Genomic DNA, 20,227 nt, shown 5'->3' on the forward strand with positions numbered 1-20,227 from the left:
CCCCCAGTAATAAATTTAAATAAATGTAGTAAAATATTCTCGGTACAATTGACATCTAGGTTCAACCTTGTTATCTTTTTTTGTGACCAAACCAATACTATATAGTTGGAATGTTTCTATTGGATCTAATTGAACTAGAGTAGAACTACTAATAACTTTTTTTAAACTTTCCGTCAGATGAGAATCACGAATGATTTTCAGTAATCTACCTAAATGATTACTATAAATTCCCTCATTGGTAGCAGCTTTATTTAAGATTTCTTTTAATGTCATTTCCTCATGACTGATATGATACATAGCTAACCGAACTAAGAAAGGATGTCCTCCTATTATTTTCTGTAAACTCTTCACCTGACTGAACTCCCATTTAAGCCCGTGCTTTAAAGATAAATTTTGAATTTCTTCCTCATTAAACTCTCTTAATGTTTGTGAGTAACCTAGATTGTACAATGAAGAGTAATTTAACTGAAACAAAGGATATCCATCAGTAGAATAGGCTAAAATAAATGCTAGTTTACGCCATATTTGATTATTTTTAGCATTTTCATGTCTGGTTCTTAGCCAAAGTAGAAAGTCTTGTAATTCTGGCTGAGGAAAAATTCTGTGTAGATTGTCAATGCCTAGTAAAATAATATTTTGACAACCAGGAAAAATATATTTGTCAAAAATATTAGTACAATTGACATTATTACCTAAAAATGGTTTCCACTGTATTTCTAAACAGTCATTAATATCTAATCCTAATTGGTTGCTGACGTTGGCACAAAACCATCTGTAAAACATATCTTTATTTAAAACTTTTTCATCAGCATCATCTAAGTTTATATAGACAACTTTTGCTTTTATAATTTTTATGTATTCATGGTGCAACAGTCGGTTTATTAGTGATGTTTTACCCATTTGAGCAGGAGCTTTAATGCGTAGTAAAATAGCTTCCTCTCCCACTTTTTTAATATAACTCTCACATTTTTCTTCTATGGGATGACGATATTCGTAATAAAGGGAGTTTGTCGCACCAGATGGAAATTGTGTGGTTTGTAATAGTTCAAATTGCTCTAAGGTCTCATATGAAACTAATTGGCGACGGTATTTAATAAATTGTTTTATTACTTCTTGTAAATCAATTAGTTCAAATTGTTCACAAATTTTTCTTAAATGATGGGACAAATTACTTTGATCCATTAATTTTTTTCCTGATTCTAAACCTTCTAGTATTGTGCGTTTGCTCCTAGGAAGTTTATCTCTTTCGCTACCACTATAAACTTTGTGGTCAAACCAAACCGTTACATCTCCCCTTATTGCTGTATTTGATTTGCCCTGCAAAATTCGATGTAAAATTCTCCTTTGAATTGGGGTCAATTCTTCCTCATAAATGCGTTCAAACAATTCGCGCTTCATCAATACCTCCAGTCAGTAAATTTGTCACAATTATATTAGTTTTCCATTCCTAACTGACATGCGATCGCTCTAAAAAATACTTGACCAATAATGATAATACAACTGATCAAGTGCTTTTAGGGATAGTTTGTCGGGTTTGGTATTAAACCCAACCTACGGTGAAATGCTTGCAGGAGCGCTTGTTAATCAACTTGCATTTTGGCAAAAACATCTATTAGGGTTTCCAACTGTTGTTCGGCCTTAAATACAGCCAAACCCCTAGCTGTAACCTTCCCAGGAGAATATACAAACCGATTTCTCATATTTTCCGTCAACCTCTGGGCCAATAAGTTCCAAGCGGGTTCTTCCATTGGTGTCTCCAATACTATATGTTGCTTATTCTCTGGTTTAATCCTACTAAAACCTAGATTTTTTGCCAGTTGTTTCAATTCCATAACTCTGAGCATTTGATTTGCTGGGGGGGGTACGATACCATATCTATCATTCCATTCTGCTGCTATTGCTCTTAATTCTTCCTTGGATTTGGCTGTCGCTACCGCACGATAGGCACTCATTTTTTGATCGATATCGGTAATGTAGGTTGCAGGAATAAATGCGGTCAGGTTCAAATCAATTTGGGTGTCATCAACTTTGGGTATTTCTTGACCCCTAATCTCCCTAATTGCTTCTTCTAACATTTCCATATATAAGTCAAATCCAATGGTATCCATTTGACCTGATTGTTCCGCACCTAATAAATTTCCTACCCCACGAATTTCCATATCCCGCATGGCTAACTGATAACCAGAACCTAGTTGGGTAAATTCCTGAATGGCTCTTAATCTTTGTCTAGCAGCATCGGATAGTTCTCTTTGTTTAGGATAAAATAACCAAGCATGGGCTTGAATTCCTGCTCTTCCTACTCTTCCCCTTAATTGATATAATTGGGAAAGTCCAAATCGGTGGGCATCTTCAATTAAAATGGTATTAACTCGCGGAATGTCTAATCCAGATTCAATAATTGTTGTACATACTAAAATGTCTGCTTCATGGTTACTAAAAGTTAACATGGTTGATTCTAGTTGACTTTCATCCATTTGACCATGGGCTATGACAAATCTACCACTGGGAATCATTTCCCTGAGTCTGGTTGTGGTTTCTTCTATACCCTCAACTCTGGGGACAACGTAAAACACTTGTCCACCTCTATCTAATTCCTGTCTAATGGCACTACTGACAATTTGGGGGTTTAATGGGGCTAAATGGGTTTGAATCGGTCTTCTGGTCGGAGGTGGAGTGGTAATTAAACTCATTTCTCTAATCCCAGATAGGGACATATATAAGGTTCTGGGAATGGGAGTTGCTGATAGGGTCAATACGTCTAGGTGTGTTTTTAAAGTTTTGATTTTTTCTTTTTGATTGACTCCAAATCTCTGCTCTTCATCAATTACTAATAATCCTAAGTCTTTAAATTGTACTCCTTTACCTAACAATTGATGAGTTCCCACAACTATGTCTAACTCACCGGTTAATAGTCGTTTTTGAATATTGCGCTTTTCTTCATGAGAACGGAAACGATTTAATAATCCTACATGAATAGGATAGGGTGCAAAACGTTCTTTTATGGTGTGATAATGTTGCTGGGTTAAAATGGTGGTGGGGGCTAAAAGTGCTACTTGTTTACCTGCGGTAACAGCTTTAAAAATTGCCCTAATTGCTACTTCTGTTTTACCAAAACCCACGTCGCCACAAACTAGACGATCCATGGGTCTGGGACTTTCCATATCTCTCTTCACATCTTGCACTGCTTTTAATTGATCTATGGTGGGTTGGTAAGGAAAGGAATCTTCCATTTCTTCTTGCCAAGGCATGTCTTGTGGATAGGAAAAACCCTCTTGTTGGGAACGAGCTGCATATAATTGTAGCAGATCAACTGCTAATTTTTTAATGGCTTTTTTGACTTTACTCTTGGTGTTATCCCAAGCTTTACCGGTCATTTTATGTAGTTGGGGTGGTCTATCTAAGTTGGTTCTGAATCTGGAGAGGGAACCTACTTGATCCGCTGCTACTCTTAACACGCCATCAGCATATTGAATGACTAAATAATCGCGTGTTTCGTCATTGATTGTCAAACTCTCTAATTTGACAAATTTGCCGATTCCATGGCTACGATGTACGACAAAATCACCCGCCCTTAATTTGTTAGGATCAACCTGTTTGGATGCTGCTTTACGTCGTTTACGCACGTAGCCAAAGTTAGCTAGGGCGTGTTGACCATAAAATTCCCGATCTGTAATAATTACTAAACGATAAGAAGGTAAAATTACTCCTTCTAATTCCGCTAAACCAGAATATTTAAGAGCAACTGGTGTTTGATTAATTTGCAGTTTATCAATGGCTTGATAATCTCGCGGATTAGGAATAAACTGAGCTGGACAATCATGTTCTTGTAATAGAGCAACTGAACGAGAGGGTTGGGCAGAAATAATCCAAACCGCAAATTTACGCTCTCTTTCTTGGCGGATAGTGTCTGCTAATTTCGCAAATTGGTGGGGGTGGATGGGTAAGGGTCTACCTGCTAAATTATAACTGGGAATAAAATCCTGAACACTGGTTTCCTGGACTGACTCTTTGTAGGTTATAGTACCACTGTTTTCTTCTGCTATTTCTGATAAATATAGGGTGCTAAAATTAGCAATTTTTCTTAAACATTCCTCAAAATTTATATGTATTTTCGGTAAGGTAATAGATAATTGATCATTGATTAGTAACCATTGCTCATCGGCATTTTCTATCCAGCGATCGCCATGGGCATGACATTGTTCAATTTCATCAATTGCTACTAAGGTATTTGCTGGTAAATAATCTAGAATTGACGCGGGTTGGTCAAAGGCAAAACCCAGAAATCTTCTACTACCTTCTAATCCTGAATTTTCTATTACTTCTGAATTTAAATCAAGTTGGGAACTGAATTGCCAAAATAGAGCATTATCTTTTAAAGCAGATAAAACAATTGGTGCAAAACTGGTGGGGGTCAAGGTAATTTGATTGATTTTGTCTAACGCTGAACGCTGGGTACTAGGGTCAAATTCACGGATTTTTTCAATGTCATCCCCAAACCATTCCAAACGCACCGGTAACTCACAAGCAACGGGAAATACATCCACAATGTCACCCCGTTTACTCCATTGACCTTCTGTTTCCACTAGGGAAACCCGCTCGTATCCCAAAGCAGTGATTTTTTCCCCAAATTGTTCTAAACTATATCCCATACCCTTTTGTAAGGTCAAACAGAAGGATTTAAATGTTTCCCGAGGTGGTAAGTGTGGTTGTAATGCTCCTATAGTGGTAATAATAGCCATACTCTTATGATCACTATTACTAACTAAATCCGCTAATACCTGCATTTGACCCCAACTTAACTCCGTTTCTGGATCAAAAGGTTGATAGGGAGAAGCTTCCGAGGTTGGGTAAAAGTGCACAGTATTCCATCCCATAGCTTCCAATTGGGCATAAAATCTGCCAGCTTCCTCTAGAGTGGCACAAATAACACACAGGTCACGATTCTCTTGACTAGCAAGCGCAGAAGCGATGAGATTTTTGGGTAGGCGAGAAATGCCATTTAAACCCAATTGCTGGTGTTTTTTGAGTTGATTGTTGAGTTCCGTGGTCAGGGGCGATCGCACCAAACTACGTACAATAGAAGAAAAAGTCATAGTTGTTGCTCAGGTGAGAAGTCAAAAAAAGTGAAAAAATATAGATTGTATCTATATACCAATTATTTTACGGAAATGGAAAATGGGTAATATGGGTAATAAATTGGTCGGAAGGAAAAATCATTTTTTCCCTCTTGCTATCTCTTTCTCCCTCATTCCCTCACTCCCATGTCTCCCATTACTGTGGAAATTCTCATTATTTTGGCACTGATTTTGGCTAACGGAATATTTTCCATGTCGGAAATGGCTATAGTGTCTGCTCGCAAAGCTAGATTACAGCAATTAGCCAATCAAGGAAGTCTTAATGCCCAGGCTGCTTTAGAGCTAGCAGAAGCTCCTAATCACTTCCTGTCCATTGTTCAAGTGGGAATCACACTGATTAATATTCTAAACGGTGTTTTCGGTGGTGCTACCATTGCCCAAAGATTGGAAAAATATGTTGAGTTAGTACCCTTTTTGTCAGATTATAGTCAGACCATTGCTTTTGGAGTGGTAGTTTTAGTCATTACCTATTTATCCTTAATTGTTGGTGAATTAGTACCAAAACGTTTAGCATTAAATAATCCGGAAAAAATAGCTGCTTTTATAGCTATTCCTATGAGAGCTTTAGCTAGTTTGGCTTCTCCTATAGTATACATGTTGAGTATATCAACAGAGACAGTATTACAAATTTTGGGTATTAGACCTTCGGAGGAACCCCAGGTTACGGAGGAGGAAATCAAGATTTTAATAGAACAAGGTACAGAAGCAGGAACTTTTGAAGCAGCGGAGCAGGATATGGTCGAAAGGGTATTTCGTCTAGGCGATCGCCCGGTGACTTTTTTCATGACTCCCCGTCCGGATATTGTCTGGTTAGACCTGGATGATTCACCGGAGGAAAATCGCCAGAAAATGTCTGCGAGTAATTACTCTCGTTACCCCGTATGTCAAGAAGGACTGGACAATGTTTTAGGGGTAATTCCGGTGACCGATTTACTTTCTAGGAGCTTACGCAATGAACCTTTTGATTTAACCATAGGATTACGTCAACCAGTTTTTGTGCCTGAAAGCACCAGAGGTTTAAAGGTTCTCGAATTATTTAAACAAACTGTCACTCATATTGCTTTAGTGGTAGATGAGTACGGAGTAATTCAAGGCTTAGTGACTCTAAATGACATTATGAGTGAAATTGTGGGTGATGTTCCTGCACAACCGGGACAGGAAGAACCTCAAGCAGTACAAAGGGAAGATGGTTCTTGGTTAGTGGATGGCATGTTACCCGTAGAAGAGTTTTTTGAACTTTTTGACGTGGAAGAATTGGAAATGGAAGCAAGAGGTAACTATCAAACTCTGGGTGGGTTAGTCATCACTAATTTAGGACGGATTCCTACCGCAGCAGACCATTTTGAATGGCAAGGAATGAGAATTGAAGTTATGGATATGGATGGCAATAGAGTTGACAAGGTTTTAGTCGTTCCCCAGACAAATTAGTCCGGAGGGTGATGGAGGAATTTAACTTTGAGATAATCGTTTTACCTCTTCACCCTTAAATATGGTATGAGCTTTAGATAACATTAGGGGAATTTTTTCCCGGTGGGGACTATTACCCAAACATTCTTGCAAATCCAATTCTTCTAATTTGTCAGCTCTGTTTCCTGGGAACCAATGGTCAGCATTGCCTAATAGGTTATAGCGCATTTTTCCGTATTCTACCATATCATAGGCCAGGGCTAAATTTAACAACCAGAGAATCAATTTAATGTTAATATTACCTGGGGTATTTTCCCAAACTGGTAAATTGGTATCCCAGGTTTTTACCCAATCTTCACCCAAGGTGTCTATGGCTGCTTTTTCTAATTTGGCAATAATTGGTGGTAAAATTTCATCAGCTCTGTCTAACAATTCTAAGGTTTTTAAATGTTCATCAAAATCACTTGGCTGTGCTGCTCCGATGCTGAGAGTATGAACTTGAGAATGGCTCAAACAAAACAAATCATTAAAGACCATGGGACTTAATGGTTGACAAAGTTCAACCAATTTTGGAGAAGGTTGATATAACATACCTCCTTTATTAGCAGGGCTGATAATAAACACACCCATATCTAACCTATTAGCAGCTTCTATGGCCGGCCAATTCCATTGATTTATATAGTACCAATGGAGATTGATATAGTCGAATTCATTACTGTTAACTGCTTGTAAAATTATTTCCAGAGGTGCGTGGGTAGAAAACCCAATAAATCTCACTTTACCTTGAGCTTGTAATTCTTTAGCTACCTGTAAGCAACCACCAATGCTATAGTCTAAAAGTTCTTGGTTGTTGATTCCATGCAACCCCAATAAATCAACATAGTCTAACTCTAGATAGGCCAGGGATTTGTCAAAGATTTGGCGAAATTCTTGGGGATCGGAACAGGGAGTTACTTTGGTTTGGACTATTAACTTTTCTCTGTCCAAATTGGGTAAAACTTGCCCCAATTGCATTTCAGAAGTGCCATAAAATCGGGCAGTTTCTAGGTGATTGATGCCCAAATCAACAGCTCGATAAATAATATTGGCTAAATTCTGTTGACTATCCACAGGTATTTCCTGGAGAGGAACATCTTGCCACTTAAACTGATAACGCATCCCCCCACAGGAAAATACTGGCATTTGTAAATTGGTGCGACCGAATCTTCTATATAGCATAAGTTGAGATTTATAACCTGAAACGATTTACTAAATTTACTCCCAGAAATTAGAGTTTAGAAATGTTGCTAAGTCCCATGAATAATTCCATTGGCTGGGAAAATTGACGGATTTATACTCATTGGTTACATTTTTCAGGGCACGTCGCCAAGCTTCCTGAAAGCTCTCATTCCATAAGGACTTAAGACTTGGTACTTGACTAATTAATATATCTAACTCTGTTCTTTGAGTTCTAATTGTCCGCTCCCAACCATGATAATCATAGGGAGAGTTAACATATAGTCGTTTAAGCAGGTGCTCTATTAAGACAATTAAACGACTTAATAATTCTCTTTTTTGTGAACTTCCCAAAGCTTCTACTTCCTGAATTAGATTGACAATGTCTAAGTCGTGAAAATTCCCAGCTTTGAGTTTAGCAACCGTATCCTCAACCCAGAGTAAAATATCTTGATCATAAAGGGATAATGTCATTATTTACTCTCCTAAATTGGTTAATTTCCCCATTTCCTAACCCCCATTTACATTTGTCGGACGGAGGGCTTACCATCAATTACTTCGCCAATTAATACCAAATCCACACAGTTGACAAAGATCCCATTTTCCAGAACACCAGGGATATTATTCAGGGTTTTTTCCAAATTTACTGGATCTTCAATGGTGTCAAATCTTACATCAACTACCATATTACCTTGATCTGTGATGACAGGACCGGCCTTTTTCACACCCATGCGTAATTCCGGATTTCCCCCCAGTTTCTTAATAGCGTTAATCACAGGGGTGATAGCCATAGGTATCACTTCCACGGGCACAGCAAAGGTAGAACCTAAATGGTCCACTAACTTACCACTGTCAACCACAACAATAAATTGACCCGCTAAATAGTCTACTACCTTTTCCCGCGTGTGTGCTGCACCACCACCCTTAATTAAGTTTTTATTAGGATCAACCTCATCAGCACCATCAATAGCGATGTCAATATGGTCAACAGCGTCTAAAGTGGTCAGAGGAACTCCATAGTGTTTTGCCAAAACTTCCGACTGGAAGGAAGTGGGGATACCAACAATATCCTTAAGCTCACCGGATTTCAGGCGATCGCCCAAAAACTGAATAGTGTAAGCAGTAGTTGATCCCGTACCTAAGCCGACAATAGAACCCGATTTTACCAGGGATGCGGCGGCTTTACCGACTTCTTGCTTCATCAACTTAACTGGGTCTGCTGATACGGACATTGCTAAACTCCCAAAAATTTCACCACATCAAAAATGCTCTCACAAACCGAATATACTACAAAATATGGTCATTTTATTTATCAACCTCCATTTACCCCCTCCGTTGATAGCTAACCAAAGTTATAGTTATAAGACAGCGTTTTTGTGCCTACATCAAGTAGGAAAATCAATTAATGCCAATAAGTAGAGAGGAAAAGCTCATAATATGCTTCTGAGTGAAATCACCCATCCAAACCAGTTACACGGGTTATCTATTCGCCAATTACAGGAAATAGCTAAACAAATTAGGGATAAACACTTACAAACTGTGGCTGCAAGTGGTGGACACTTAGGTCCCGGGTTAGGGGTTGTGGAGTTAACTTTGGGACTCTATCAGACACTAGATTTAGATCGGGATAAGGTAATTTGGGATGTGGGACATCAAGCTTATCCCCATAAGTTAATCACAGGGCGCTACCATGATTTCCATACCCTCAGACAAAAGGACGGGGTTGCTGGTTATCTCAAGCGTTGTGAGAGCCAATTTGACCATTTTGGTGCGGGACACGCTTCCACCAGTATTTCTGCTGCTCTGGGTATGGCTTTGGCTAGGGATATGAAGGGGGAGAAGTTCAAGGTAGCTGCGGTAATTGGTGATGGTGCTTTAACTGGGGGTATGGCTCTGGAGGCTATTAATCATGCTGGACACCTACCTAAGACTAATTTATTAGTGGTTCTTAATGACAATGAAATGTCTATTTCTCCCAATGTGGGCGCCATACCTCGTTATCTAAACAAAATGCGTCTGAGTCCCCCAGTACAGTTTATTGCTGACAATATTGAAGAACAACTCAAGAATATTCCTTTTGTTGGTGATGAATTAGAACGTGTAACGGAAGGAATGAAGCGATTGGCTATGTCTAAGGTGGGTGCAGTATTTGAAGAGCTGGGCTTTACCTACATGGGTCCGGTGGATGGTCACAATTTAGAGGAGCTGATTACTACCTTCCAACAAGCACATCAAATACCTGGTCCAGTTTTAGTTCATGTTGCGACTGTTAAGGGTAAGGGATATGAAGTAGCTGAAAAAGACCAGGTGGGTTATCATGCCCAAAATCCCTTCAATTTAGCTACTGGTAAAGCAATTCCTTCCAATAAGCCTAAACCCCCTGCGTATTCCAAGGTCTTTTCCCATACCTTGGTGAAATTAGCTGAACAAAACCCAAAAATTGTTGGCATTACAGCTGCAATGGCTACGGGTACTGGTCTAGATAAACTACAAGCTAAATTGCCTCACCAATATATTGATGTGGGTATTGCGGAACAACATGCTGTTACTCTAGCTGCTGGTTTGGCTTGTGAAGGTATGCGTCCTGTAGCAGCTATTTATTCAACGTTTCTACAACGTGCTTACGATCAAATTATCCATGATGTCTGTATTCAAAACTTACCCGTCTTTTTCTGTTTAGATAGGGCAGGTATTGTAGGAGCTGATGGTCCCACCCACCAAGGTATGTATGATATTGCTTATCTTCGCTGTATTCCCAATATGGTGTTAATGGCCCCCAAGGATGAAGCGGAACTACAAAGAATGGTGGTTACTGGTGTGGAATATACAAGTGGACCTATTGCTATGCGTTTTCCCCGAGGTAATGGTTATGGTGTTCCCCTAATGGAAGAGGGTTGGGAACCTTTAGAAATTGGCAAGGGAGAAATTCTCCGTCAGGGGGATGACCTGTTAATTGTGGGATACGGTACCATGGTTAATTCGGGAATGCAAGTTGCCCAAATTCTCAGGGAACATGGTATTGAAGCTAGTGTGATTAATGCGCGATTTGTCAAGCCTTTGGATATAGATTTAATTGTACCCCTAGCTGGAAAAATTGGTCGGGTCGTTACCTTGGAGGAAGGTTGTTTAATGGGTGGTTTTGGGTCTGCAGTAGCTGAAGCTTTGCTGGATGCTAATGTGGTTGTACCAGTGAAGAGAATTGGTATACCCGATGAATTAGTTGATCATGCTACTCCGGAGGAGTCTAAGGTTACTTTAGGTTTAACTAGTCAACAAATTGCTGATGATATTTTGCAAGCTTTTTTTAAAAAGCAGTTAGTTCCAGTTTAGAAATAGGAGCAGGTTTAAAACCTGCTCTTGTATTAACTACATTAACGATTTTGCCTTCATTACTGAACTTTTTCAGTTTTACCCAACTTTGTGAAACGGATTTCAATTCTTCTTCTTTTGGAATTACCCCTTTTATCTATGTCAGCTGGCAACCCATTTTCTAATAATAATTGTCCTGCAGAGTAGGTTCTAAACTTGAGTTTAGCAATTTCTCCTCCGGATTTTTTCAGTTCTTGAACAACAGCCAAAGCTCTCATAATTCCTAAGTCAGTATTAGAACCGGGACGTAATTGAGCAACAGGTAATTTGCCAAGATTAACTTTTTCCAAACTATAATCTAAATTGCTGTAGTTATTTTCTGTTGGTGAGTTAATACCACTAATTGGTTGTCCATCAGTATGACCAATTACTTCAATTACATCAATGGGATATTCTTTCGTGATTCTCAAAATTTCTGGTCTCAGTTCCCTGCGAATATACTTCTTGAAATCTGGCTTTAATTCAGCACGACCGGAATCAAATTTATACTCGGAAGTTTCATAAAGTTCAATGATTGGTGGTTTATCATGAGGTTTAGCTTCCTGCTGTGGTTTGTTAGATTCTGTAAATCCAAGAGCGATCAAGAAAAAGGAAGCAATGAAGACAAAAATCTCCGCTTGTTCCATATTACTTTTGATTTGCACTAACTTGTCCTCCGGTAAGAGCTAATTAAATTAAGTAAATTTTCCAGTTCCTCGATTAAAACTTTGCTATTATCCAAGTATCTAGACACATTTTTAGATGAGATTGCCACTTTTTCCATACTTTGGGATGCGAAATTTGTCTGTTCATTTAGGGATGCAAAACTGCTAGCGAAATAAGATATTTTTTCTCCGGATAAGATACTAGTAAAATAATTAATGGCACCTTCCATTTGAACATAGCATCTATTTTGGCTATCGACAAACCTTTGTTGAGAAGTTTCTAATTGATTATCTAGTTGATTATATAATTCCGAGTGTTTTGCAATCAATCTACTAAGTTGAGCTTCAATAGCATTCTCCATTTGCAGATAGTACCTATTCTGATTATCGATAAACCTTTGTTGAGAAGTTTCTAGTTGCTCGGATAATTCTGAGTGTTTTTGATAGTATCTACTCTGAGTATCAATGAATTTCTGTTGAGAAGTTTCTAGTTGCTCGGATAATTCTGAGTGTTTTTTATTCAATCTATTAAGTTGAAGTTCATAGGTATCCAGCATTCTTTCATAAGCTACTGCTACCCTTTGTAGATGATCTTGAAAAGATTCAGAAGCATTGCTTATTTCTTGGGCATATCTTCTGTGAATTACAGTCAAAGAATCTGCAAAATTTCTAAATTCTTGAGCAAGCTTTTCGGACTCATTAGTAATAGGATCTCCTGATTGTTCATGGAATTCATTTACCAATTCTCCACCCAAACACCAACCAACAATACTGGTAAATAGAGCATAACTTAAAGGAACCACAATTGTTTCTAATAAATTCTCAGGATCTAGTTGAAATAAAGCAGCACTAAATCCTATCAGGGTATGAAGATAACCAGATGTTTGCACTCTTAAACCAGCTGCAGCTCTATCCTTGGACTTTTGAATTCTAAACCCCATAATAGCCAAGATGAAAACATGTCCAACACCAAATACAAGTATTAATGGACTCAGCTCATTGTTCTGATTAAAATGGGCAATGAATGTCAACACTATTGACAAAACTATTCCGCCCAAATACCAGATTTTAAAGTTTCTCATTGAAGTCATAGTTGAGGTCATAATTGAAGTTTCAGTTAATTTCTAATTTTTGCTAGGAGGAAGCTGCTGAATAAATTTTTTCACGCTGGGAGATAAACTGGATCCATAGGAATTTAGGTACTTACCTAAGGATTTTTGTCCCCCAATTTGATCTATCACGGTAACTGCAATTAAGTCCACAATATCTTCGTGGTTTTCTAGATTAAAACAAACCCCACTAGAAAGCTGGGAAATCTCCCCAAAGGTTCTTTGTGTATCGGGATGATTGCCAACTACAAAGCTGAACACGGGTCTATTTAGTTTTCCTAGTTCAATTGCTTGACCTCGATAATCTTTATCCTCATGAGGAGGTGCATCCCCAATAAGAATAACTCTAGAAACATCAAATTCTTCAATAGCAACTTCTAATGCTTTTTCCACTGCTTCTGGGAAATCTCCACCACCATTACAACTAATTTTGTCCATGAAGGTTTTGAAGTATTCCACTGAGCTACTCCAATCACTCTGCTCAATAATTCTGTGATGATCACAGTAATCTCGATAAGCAACCCAAGATAGCTCCATCCTTCCCGCTTCTAAGATTCGACGGATTAATTCTTGAATACTCTCCAGGGTTTTATCCCACACGGGTTTCATGGAACCTGTTGCATCTACCAAACCCATAATCCGTATGGGTTTGGCATATTTTGCAATTAGCTGGTCATAGGTTCTCGGTTCCCGTGTAAGTGACTGTTTATCTCTAGTCTTGATGTGATCCAGAGAACTTTTAAAAGGATCTTGAGACATTTTAAGTAGTAGCAGATAATATGTCTCTTTTTATTCTAATCAATTTGAACACCTGTTAAGAAGTAAAGTATGTTAAGATTTGTTAAGACAGTTTCATCAAGAAGTAACCAGTATAAACTAGACTTTATAAATATTGAGCAATCTGACCACCACGATGAAAGGTAGCGTTATCAACAATCACCCACGTAGCAATAGATTTTTGTAGCATTGTAACTCATGGGAAGACCCACGAGTTAGCGAGGAAACTAATTAATCACAATATGTCTTACCAGGATACTCATAACCTCCCCAGGGTTACCAGTTGGCGTGAGATCACTCCAATCAGTTGCATTGGCATAACCAAGCACGTGTAGATAGTGAATCGTACTAATAACTGCCTTTTTCGAGCCAATCAATAGGTGTTTTAGCGGTTCCCGGTGACTAGCTTGTGGAACTACCCTAGGGTCAACCACTCTAGTGTCATCAATATTGCTGATAAAGTTTGTGGTGTGTGCCATAATTTATTTGCCTCAATGTTGGGGTGTAAGGTGATCAGAGGTTTCCGCCAAGAAATAGAGATCACCTTACTTTTTCCTAATTATAAAACTATTTGAATAGACATGCAAGTAGTTTATAGAAAATAATTAACAATTTTTATAAAGTTTTTCGACTTGTCAAGCATAAATGAAAATCAAGAATCTGGCACTCAGTCAGTTAGAGTAAAAGGAATGCGATTGCGAAGCACTCGCGAGATAGCTCTTTTTGTTTAAATGATTGACGTTGGGTTTCTCGATGTCAACCTAACCTACAAAAGGCGCTTAATCTTATCTATCTACATTCATGTATATATATATAGGAATAAATAATAAGAAAAAATTATATTTATGGGGGGATGAGATAAGTTTTTTTGTGGCCGAGGGGATAAAAATGTGGTATTATGAGGGTTAAGTATAATGGAGTGTGAGCAGTTGTAAAAAAAATGCACAGATTTCCATTATTAGGGTATCACGTCCAAGGGTCAATAGTCAACCCCCACCATTGAAAAAAATTGGTGCGCAGCAGATCTCCTCACCAAAAGCGCTTTTTGACCGTGATTTACAACACTGGCACTTTTCTATTAATTCTCCATAAAACACGCGCAAGAACCTTTTTTGTTACGAAACTTTACTTTGTCACACCATGTCCCTATTAATACTACTTATTCTCATTAAGCCCTTTAATCCCTGAATCAATTTTAGTTACTATGTACTACTTTCAGATCCTCTTTGATCTGTCACAGCTTAGGGTGCGGAATGTGGGTTCTATTGTATGGGGAGGAATGACAGTGCTTGATAATTCATACCGTCACTTCTAGTTAGGGCGATCGCACTTGGTAACTTCTTTCTTAGTAAGAGAAATAACTGAAAGCGAGTTTCAAAAATATTGTCACAAGTTCGGACAAGACGAGTACACTTACAACATCATAGCACCAGATGGTTACTGGTGAAGTAGCTCCTGTAGCATTGACTGCTCCTGACCTAGAGCAGATTCAATTTACTCGAACATCTTTTGTGATACGATAATAACAAGTGTTTATTTTTGTTGTCATCATGCAACCACCAAAAAGATCATTAACAAAAAGAGATAGAGAGAAGCAACTTCTTGAAGAGCTTGAAAAGCTTGTATTTTTTGGATCTGTTTTAGGAATTGTCGGTTTAGTTATTTTATATATTTATTTAGATGGTTTACTACAGCAGAATGAAAAGCCAAGCATACAAATATTGGAATTATGCAAATCACTAATTACCAACTTAATAAGTGTTCCATTTTTGTTTGTCTTGTCATACATGACATATCGTCGTATTCACTCCATTACCACTCAAGTTAATAACGAAACTCTCTCAGAAGTAATTGCAGAAGCGGTTGTTAAGAAGTTGATCAACCCCAATAATAATATAGAGATTCCCCAAATCTCTAAAATTCAAGACACATTATCTGGAATTCAAGAAACATTATCACCTTTAGACATAAATGAGATTGCTCTTTCACTTGAGAATGAACGCTATGGAGGAGTTAAGTGTGTTCTGAATCATTTGTATATTCAAGATTTAGAAAGGGAATTTAGTGAGTCAAGAAATATAGTGATAATGAATACATGGATTCCAAATCTTAGTGACTTGTCAGGATCACTAATAACTGCAATTAACAATGGATGCAAGACAAGAATTATGATTTTATACCCAAATTCAGGTATTTCAGCACTTAGATCGGAAGCTTTAGGGGATACAACAGATGGAGTTAAAACGTCGATATTGAATTGCTTAAATGATCTTAGGGGAATTCATAATAAAATTAGGCCTGAAAACAGAGATGGTCTCAAGATTAGGGTTTTTAACTCCTTACCATCAATTTCTGTGTACGGTACTGACAAGCATTATTTCGTAAGCTTCTTTATGCATGAGAAACTTGCAATTAGGTCACCACAGATGAAAGTTACTTCTCAAAATTCCCTACTGGGTCAATCGGTAGGAAAAGAAATCGATACAATATGGGGAATCGGGAAAGAATTTCGTGATATCAATGAATGGACAACTGAGTTAGAACGTATGGCAAAAGAATTTACAATACAGTAGCCAGAACAATTTTTCGCATTTATGAATGTTTGAAAAAATATCGCCGCTGCATATTTATGGGATCAATTGGTATTTGAAACTATCGAAAACCCGTTGAAAATTTGTTTAAATCATCCCATGATTGAGGAACACCATTATTAAATTTAACAATTAATTTGGAGACTTTATGATCGATTTTTCAGAACTAGACAGATTTGAGGACGAATTAATTTTAAAATTCAAGGGACATGACATTTTTCAAAACATTGAAAATATTCCACTCGATGATTTTTTGAATATCCTCATTCAAAGGAGATTCTTGTCATACGAAATAACAAGCTGTTATGATATTTCTATTGATGGGCTAACTGACAAAACAGCAATAAAAATTGCAAGGCAAATTGTAAGAGAAGAATATCCTGGAATCAATGGAAATGTTCCATCACATAGAGAGGATTTGATGCATGATTTGCTGGCTCTTGGAGCTAAGAAATCTAATATTCTAAAATCTATCCCTACACAAACAACTTCCGAAATAATTAAATCAACTAAAGAACTTATTGCAGATGCAGTAGCTTCTGAATCCGATCACAAAATTTTAACTATATTGCGTTTTTGGGGTGAGGTCTTAGTCTCAGTTGAATATGGTGAATTATGGAGTAGAATTGCATCAATCTTGGGAACCAATGCTGAGAATAAATCTCGATTCTACTATCCACATTTTTGCCATGACCACAGAGTAACTTTGGTTAGGGCATCATTAAGCTCTTGTACTCACTCAGGAAAGATAGGGTTAATTTTGAAGAATTTACTGAAATCAGACGAAGATAAGAGATCATTTATTGATTTGGAAGAGAATCTTTGTAGGATCAAGAGAAGTTTTTATGATCAGTTTATTGCAGTATAAAAATCACTTTGATCATATGTTTCTAAATAGCGACAGACCGGATGAAAGAAACAGGTATCATAGATATTTGTTCGGTTTAAGTAGGGAGGCACAATTACTTGTAGGATAGGTCGAGTAACGAGACCCATGGGGGTGTTGGGTTTCGCACTCCTCAACCCAACCTACGTTAATCTTATATTTAATTCCACTGACCCGCTTAGCACGAACGGTAGGGCAAACTTAACATAGAAAACGATAGTATAAAAATAATAAAAATAGAACCTATGGTTTCAAGAGTAACGGAGCAATTAAATTTACGAACAGGCGATCGCTTCATTCTGCTTTATGGCATAAACACCAGCGATAGATTCTGTTCTAACCAACTTATCTCTGAATTAATTTTAGTTATTATGTACTATTTTGGGATCCTCTTTGATCTGTCACAGCTTAGGGTGCGAAATGTGGGATAAATACTGAGCAATCTGACTACCACAATGAAAGGTAGGGTTATCAACAATCAACAGCAATAGATTTTCGTAGATTGGGCTTAAGTATGTCGATTTTCTAGGTAATCTTTTAATATTTCGTAAGCTTCATTAATTCTTTTCATCATGTTTACATCCCCACCCATGTCAGGGTGATGGTCTCTTGCACATTTGTTGCGTGCTGTTTTGAGTAATTTCATTGATATTGTTTCACGAGTTAAATTTAGTAACCTGAATGCTTGATCAAGAGATAATGTGTTGCTTGTATATGCAAAATCCTCTTTTCTTGAACTGTTAGTTTCTTGGTTACGATGCAAAACTTCATCAACAAACCCCTTGATTTCACTCGCTAAGGTTCCCAGTTCACCTAGTCCTTCGTTTATGGAAATTGATCCAATTTTCAGTTTCTGTTTAAGTTGTTCTACTTCTTCTAATAAATTCTCAATGACATTGATTATCTCTTGTGGTATTACAGCCATAGTACTTCTGAGTCTAAAGCAGTTTTGGTCAATTACTTCAGAAAAATACTGATAGTCCCTAAATTGTGATTTGTAGTCATTGAGTGAATTTGTCCATTGATCGAAAGTTGTGTCTGACAAAGTATGCCAAGATTTTAAACTTGAGTTGACTGTTTGAGAAAACTTTCTAAATGAGTCGAAAGGAATTTGCCCGGCAATTCTTTGTAGTTGGTGAATCAAAATTGCCAATTTCTCTATTCGACTTAGCAGGTTGATAAAACTCTCCAAATTATAATCAACATTTGCAGCAGTTTCTCTTAAATGTTGATATAAAGGCTCGGTACTAATTCCAGTATCCCAACAGTTAATATCAGCTTCATAGAGACCTAGTATGATCTCTTTAGTAAAGGTGGCTATTTTAGGGTTTTTAAAAACTTCATCAGGTGTTCTGCCAATATCATTGAGAAATCGCCGGAAGGCTGAAAAAGAATCTTGTTTCTCAATATAATAAAGTAAACGAGAGGGAAAGTAAGCTACATAAATATCATCCTCTTTTATTGATAAATTAAATACAGAAAATAAGATTTCTAGGACTTTTTTTTGCAAGGAATTTATTTCAGGTTGGGGATCCTCAAATAAAACTCCCTTGGTAAAAAGAATATTTTGGCCACGAGCATTGGCAAATGGATCTCTTACCTTCTTTTTATTGGGAGGCTTTGAGGATGGAGGTTCTGAACTACTTTCTGGGCCTTTGGTGGCAGTATATTCACTAACTTTTGGACGTTCTTTTTTTTCTGCAGGCGGTTTGTTTTTAAAAAGCAAGTTTTTAATTTTGGTCAACCACTTGGTCAAAGCATTGATCATTCGTTGCCACATTTGTTCAACTCCCAACTACATTCTTATTTTTTATGGCTTTCTGTTATGGGTTACTGGGGAATTAACCCTCCCTACTCTTCCACCCTATATCCTAGTTCTGCTAACCTTAACCGCGAATGTCGCCACTTTGGTTGGACTTTGACAAATAATTCCAAATGAACTTTACCAGCAATCAATTTTTGAATCTGTTGACGGGCCACAGTACCAATTGATTTTAACATTGTCCCCCCTTTACCAATTAATATCCCTTTTTGGGAGTCCCTTTCTACATTAATTGTGGCCACAACACGGGTAATTGTTGGGTTCTCTTCCACTAAATCAATGGCGATCGCCACTGAGTGAGGAACTTCTTCTCGGGTTAATAATAAAATCTGTTCCCGGATTAATTCCCCCATAATAAATCTTTCTGGTTGATCGGTGACTAAATCTGGTGGATAATATAATGGACCGGTTTCTAGTTGTTCAATTAATAAGTCTTCTAATTCTAATATTCCTTGGTTCTCTAAGGCTGAAAATTTAACAATTTGCCATTGGTTCTCTTGAGCTAATTCCCTATAACTTTCATCTATTTTCTCAGCTTCTGCTGGTTGTTGATCTATTTTATTAATACCCATAATAACTGGGATTTCACATTTGGTTAATAAGTCAGCAATAAAGCGATCGCCTCCTCCACAGACTGCTGTGCCATCTACCACAAACAACACCACATCCACCGATGTAATGGCGATTTTAGCATTTTGTACTAGCACCTCTCCCAAGGGATGATGGGGTTTATGAATCCCGGGGGTATCAACAAAAATCAACTGGGCTTTCTCCCTAGTTAAAATTCCCCTCAAGCGATTTCTAGTAGTTTGCGCTACTGGTGATGTGATAGCTATTTTTTGTCCTATTAACTGGTTCATTAAGGTTGACTTACCCACATTAGGACGACCAATAATGCCGATAAATCCAGACTTAAAGTTAGCGGGTGCTTGAGGAATAATAAATTCTTCGGCCATGGGGAAACTATAATTTGAATTTGATGGTTTATAATGGGTGAACTGTGTCTAAATTCATAAAGTTTGGAGGTTTTGAATGTCTCGTCGTTGCGAACTCACAGGTAAAAAGGCTAATAATGCCATGTCCGTTTCCCACTCTCACCGTCGTACCAGACGTTTACAGCAACCTAATTTGCAAACTAAGAGGGTTTGGTGGCCCGCTGGTAACCGTTGGGTAAAGTTGAAACTTTCTACCAAAGCAATTAAAACTCTTGATACCAAAGGTTTGGAAGCTATGGCCAAGGAAGCTGGTATTAATTTAAACACTTACTAAGTG

General features: G+C 37.7%; 16 protein-coding genes and 1 pseudogene. 6 read left to right on the forward strand and 11 right to left on the reverse strand.

The window, feature by feature from the left end; all coding sequences use genetic code 11:
- Window positions 1-15: 15 nt before the first annotated feature.
- The gene (locus IAR63_RS15625) at window positions 16-1,386 is read right to left on the reverse strand and encodes an AAA-like domain-containing protein (protein ID WP_187705903.1); all 1,371 of its coding nucleotides are present in this window, start codon (window positions 1,384-1,386) and stop codon (window positions 16-18) included.
- Window positions 1,387-1,580: 194 nt separating this feature from the next.
- Window positions 1,581-5,093 (reverse strand): transcription-repair coupling factor, encoded by a 3,513-nt coding sequence (gene mfd, locus IAR63_RS15630; RefSeq protein ID WP_187705904.1) that lies wholly within the window; start codon window positions 5,091-5,093, stop codon window positions 1,581-1,583.
- 168 nt (window positions 5,094-5,261) lie between these two features.
- Between mfd and IAR63_RS15635 the strand changes: the two genes are divergently transcribed.
- Entirely contained in the window at window positions 5,262-6,563 is a 1,302-nt protein-coding gene (locus tag IAR63_RS15635) for a hemolysin family protein (protein WP_096544119.1), read from the forward strand.
- A 21-nt stretch (window positions 6,564-6,584) separates the two neighbouring features.
- On the opposite strand, the gene IAR63_RS15640 is transcribed toward IAR63_RS15635, so the two are convergent.
- Genes IAR63_RS15640 through rpiA form a run of 3 tightly spaced genes read right to left on the reverse strand, consistent with a single transcriptional unit; the run spans window position 6,585 to window position 8,989 of the window.
- Window positions 6,585-7,760, reverse strand: a complete 1,176-nt coding sequence (locus IAR63_RS15640) for an aldo/keto reductase (RefSeq protein ID WP_187705905.1) — start codon at window positions 7,758-7,760, stop codon at window positions 6,585-6,587.
- A 36-nt stretch (window positions 7,761-7,796) separates the two neighbouring features.
- Complete coding sequence (locus IAR63_RS15645) at window positions 7,797-8,231, reverse strand: DUF29 domain-containing protein (protein ID WP_187705906.1); 435 nt, start codon at window positions 8,229-8,231, stop codon at window positions 7,797-7,799.
- Between the two features lie 47 nt (window positions 8,232-8,278).
- The gene (gene rpiA / locus IAR63_RS15650; RefSeq protein WP_187705907.1) at window positions 8,279-8,989 is read right to left on the reverse strand and encodes a ribose-5-phosphate isomerase RpiA; all 711 of its coding nucleotides are present in this window, start codon (window positions 8,987-8,989) and stop codon (window positions 8,279-8,281) included.
- A 205-nt stretch (window positions 8,990-9,194) separates the two neighbouring features.
- On the opposite strand from rpiA, the gene dxs reads away from it, so the two are divergent.
- Window positions 9,195-11,087, forward strand: a complete 1,893-nt coding sequence (dxs, locus tag IAR63_RS15655; RefSeq protein ID WP_187705908.1) for a 1-deoxy-D-xylulose-5-phosphate synthase — start codon at window positions 9,195-9,197, stop codon at window positions 11,085-11,087.
- 59 nt (window positions 11,088-11,146) lie between these two features.
- Here dxs and IAR63_RS15660 read toward each other — a convergent pair whose 3' ends face one another.
- From IAR63_RS15660 to IAR63_RS15675, 4 genes are all read right to left on the reverse strand, one after another.
- Complete coding sequence (locus tag IAR63_RS15660; protein WP_057177358.1) at window positions 11,147-11,770, reverse strand: OmpA/MotB family protein; 624 nt, start codon at window positions 11,768-11,770, stop codon at window positions 11,147-11,149.
- Window positions 11,770-12,873, reverse strand: a complete 1,104-nt coding sequence (locus IAR63_RS15665) for a hypothetical protein (protein ID WP_187705909.1) — start codon at window positions 12,871-12,873, stop codon at window positions 11,770-11,772. Before IAR63_RS15665 ends, IAR63_RS15660 begins: the two co-directional genes overlap by 1 nt.
- Window positions 12,874-12,894: 21 nt before the next feature.
- Window positions 12,895-13,638 (reverse strand): vWA domain-containing protein, encoded by a 744-nt coding sequence (locus IAR63_RS15670; protein WP_187705910.1) that lies wholly within the window; start codon window positions 13,636-13,638, stop codon window positions 12,895-12,897.
- 245 nt (window positions 13,639-13,883) lie between these two features.
- Window positions 13,884-14,135 (reverse strand): hypothetical protein, encoded by a 252-nt coding sequence (locus IAR63_RS15675; protein ID WP_096545136.1) that lies wholly within the window; start codon window positions 14,133-14,135, stop codon window positions 13,884-13,886.
- Between the two features lie 851 nt (window positions 14,136-14,986).
- Between IAR63_RS15675 and IAR63_RS18520 the strand changes: the two are divergent.
- The 3 genes and pseudogenes from IAR63_RS18520 to IAR63_RS15685 form a co-directional block, all read left to right on the forward strand.
- A pseudogene (locus tag IAR63_RS18520) lies at window positions 14,987-15,100 on the forward strand (photosystem II q(b) protein); the annotation flags it as partial.
- 106 nt (window positions 15,101-15,206) lie between these two features.
- The gene (locus IAR63_RS15680) at window positions 15,207-16,229 is read left to right on the forward strand and encodes a hypothetical protein (protein ID WP_187705911.1); all 1,023 of its coding nucleotides are present in this window, start codon (window positions 15,207-15,209) and stop codon (window positions 16,227-16,229) included.
- A gap of 166 nt (window positions 16,230-16,395) precedes the next feature.
- Window positions 16,396-17,115: a hypothetical protein gene (locus tag IAR63_RS15685; RefSeq protein ID WP_096545304.1), complete on the forward strand. Its 720-nt coding sequence runs from the start codon at window positions 16,396-16,398 to the stop codon at window positions 17,113-17,115.
- Between the two features lie 526 nt (window positions 17,116-17,641).
- Here IAR63_RS15685 and IAR63_RS15690 read toward each other — a convergent pair.
- Entirely contained in the window at window positions 17,642-18,913 is a 1,272-nt protein-coding gene (locus IAR63_RS15690) for a J domain-containing protein (protein WP_187705912.1), read from the reverse strand.
- A gap of 71 nt (window positions 18,914-18,984) precedes the next feature.
- Complete coding sequence (gene era / locus IAR63_RS15695; RefSeq protein WP_187705913.1) at window positions 18,985-19,911, reverse strand: GTPase Era; 927 nt, start codon at window positions 19,909-19,911, stop codon at window positions 18,985-18,987.
- Window positions 19,912-19,987: 76 nt separating this feature from the next.
- Between era and rpmB the strand changes: the two genes are divergently transcribed.
- On the forward strand, window positions 19,988-20,224 hold the full coding sequence (rpmB, locus tag IAR63_RS15700; protein ID WP_006277509.1) for a 50S ribosomal protein L28: 237 nt from the start codon (window positions 19,988-19,990) through the stop codon (window positions 20,222-20,224).
- The last annotated feature ends 3 nt before the right edge of the window (window positions 20,225-20,227 follow it).

The organism is Cylindrospermopsis curvispora GIHE-G1 (genome assembly GCF_014489415.1).
GTDB classification, from domain to species: domain Bacteria; phylum Cyanobacteriota; class Cyanobacteriia; order Cyanobacteriales; family Nostocaceae; genus Raphidiopsis; species Raphidiopsis curvispora_A.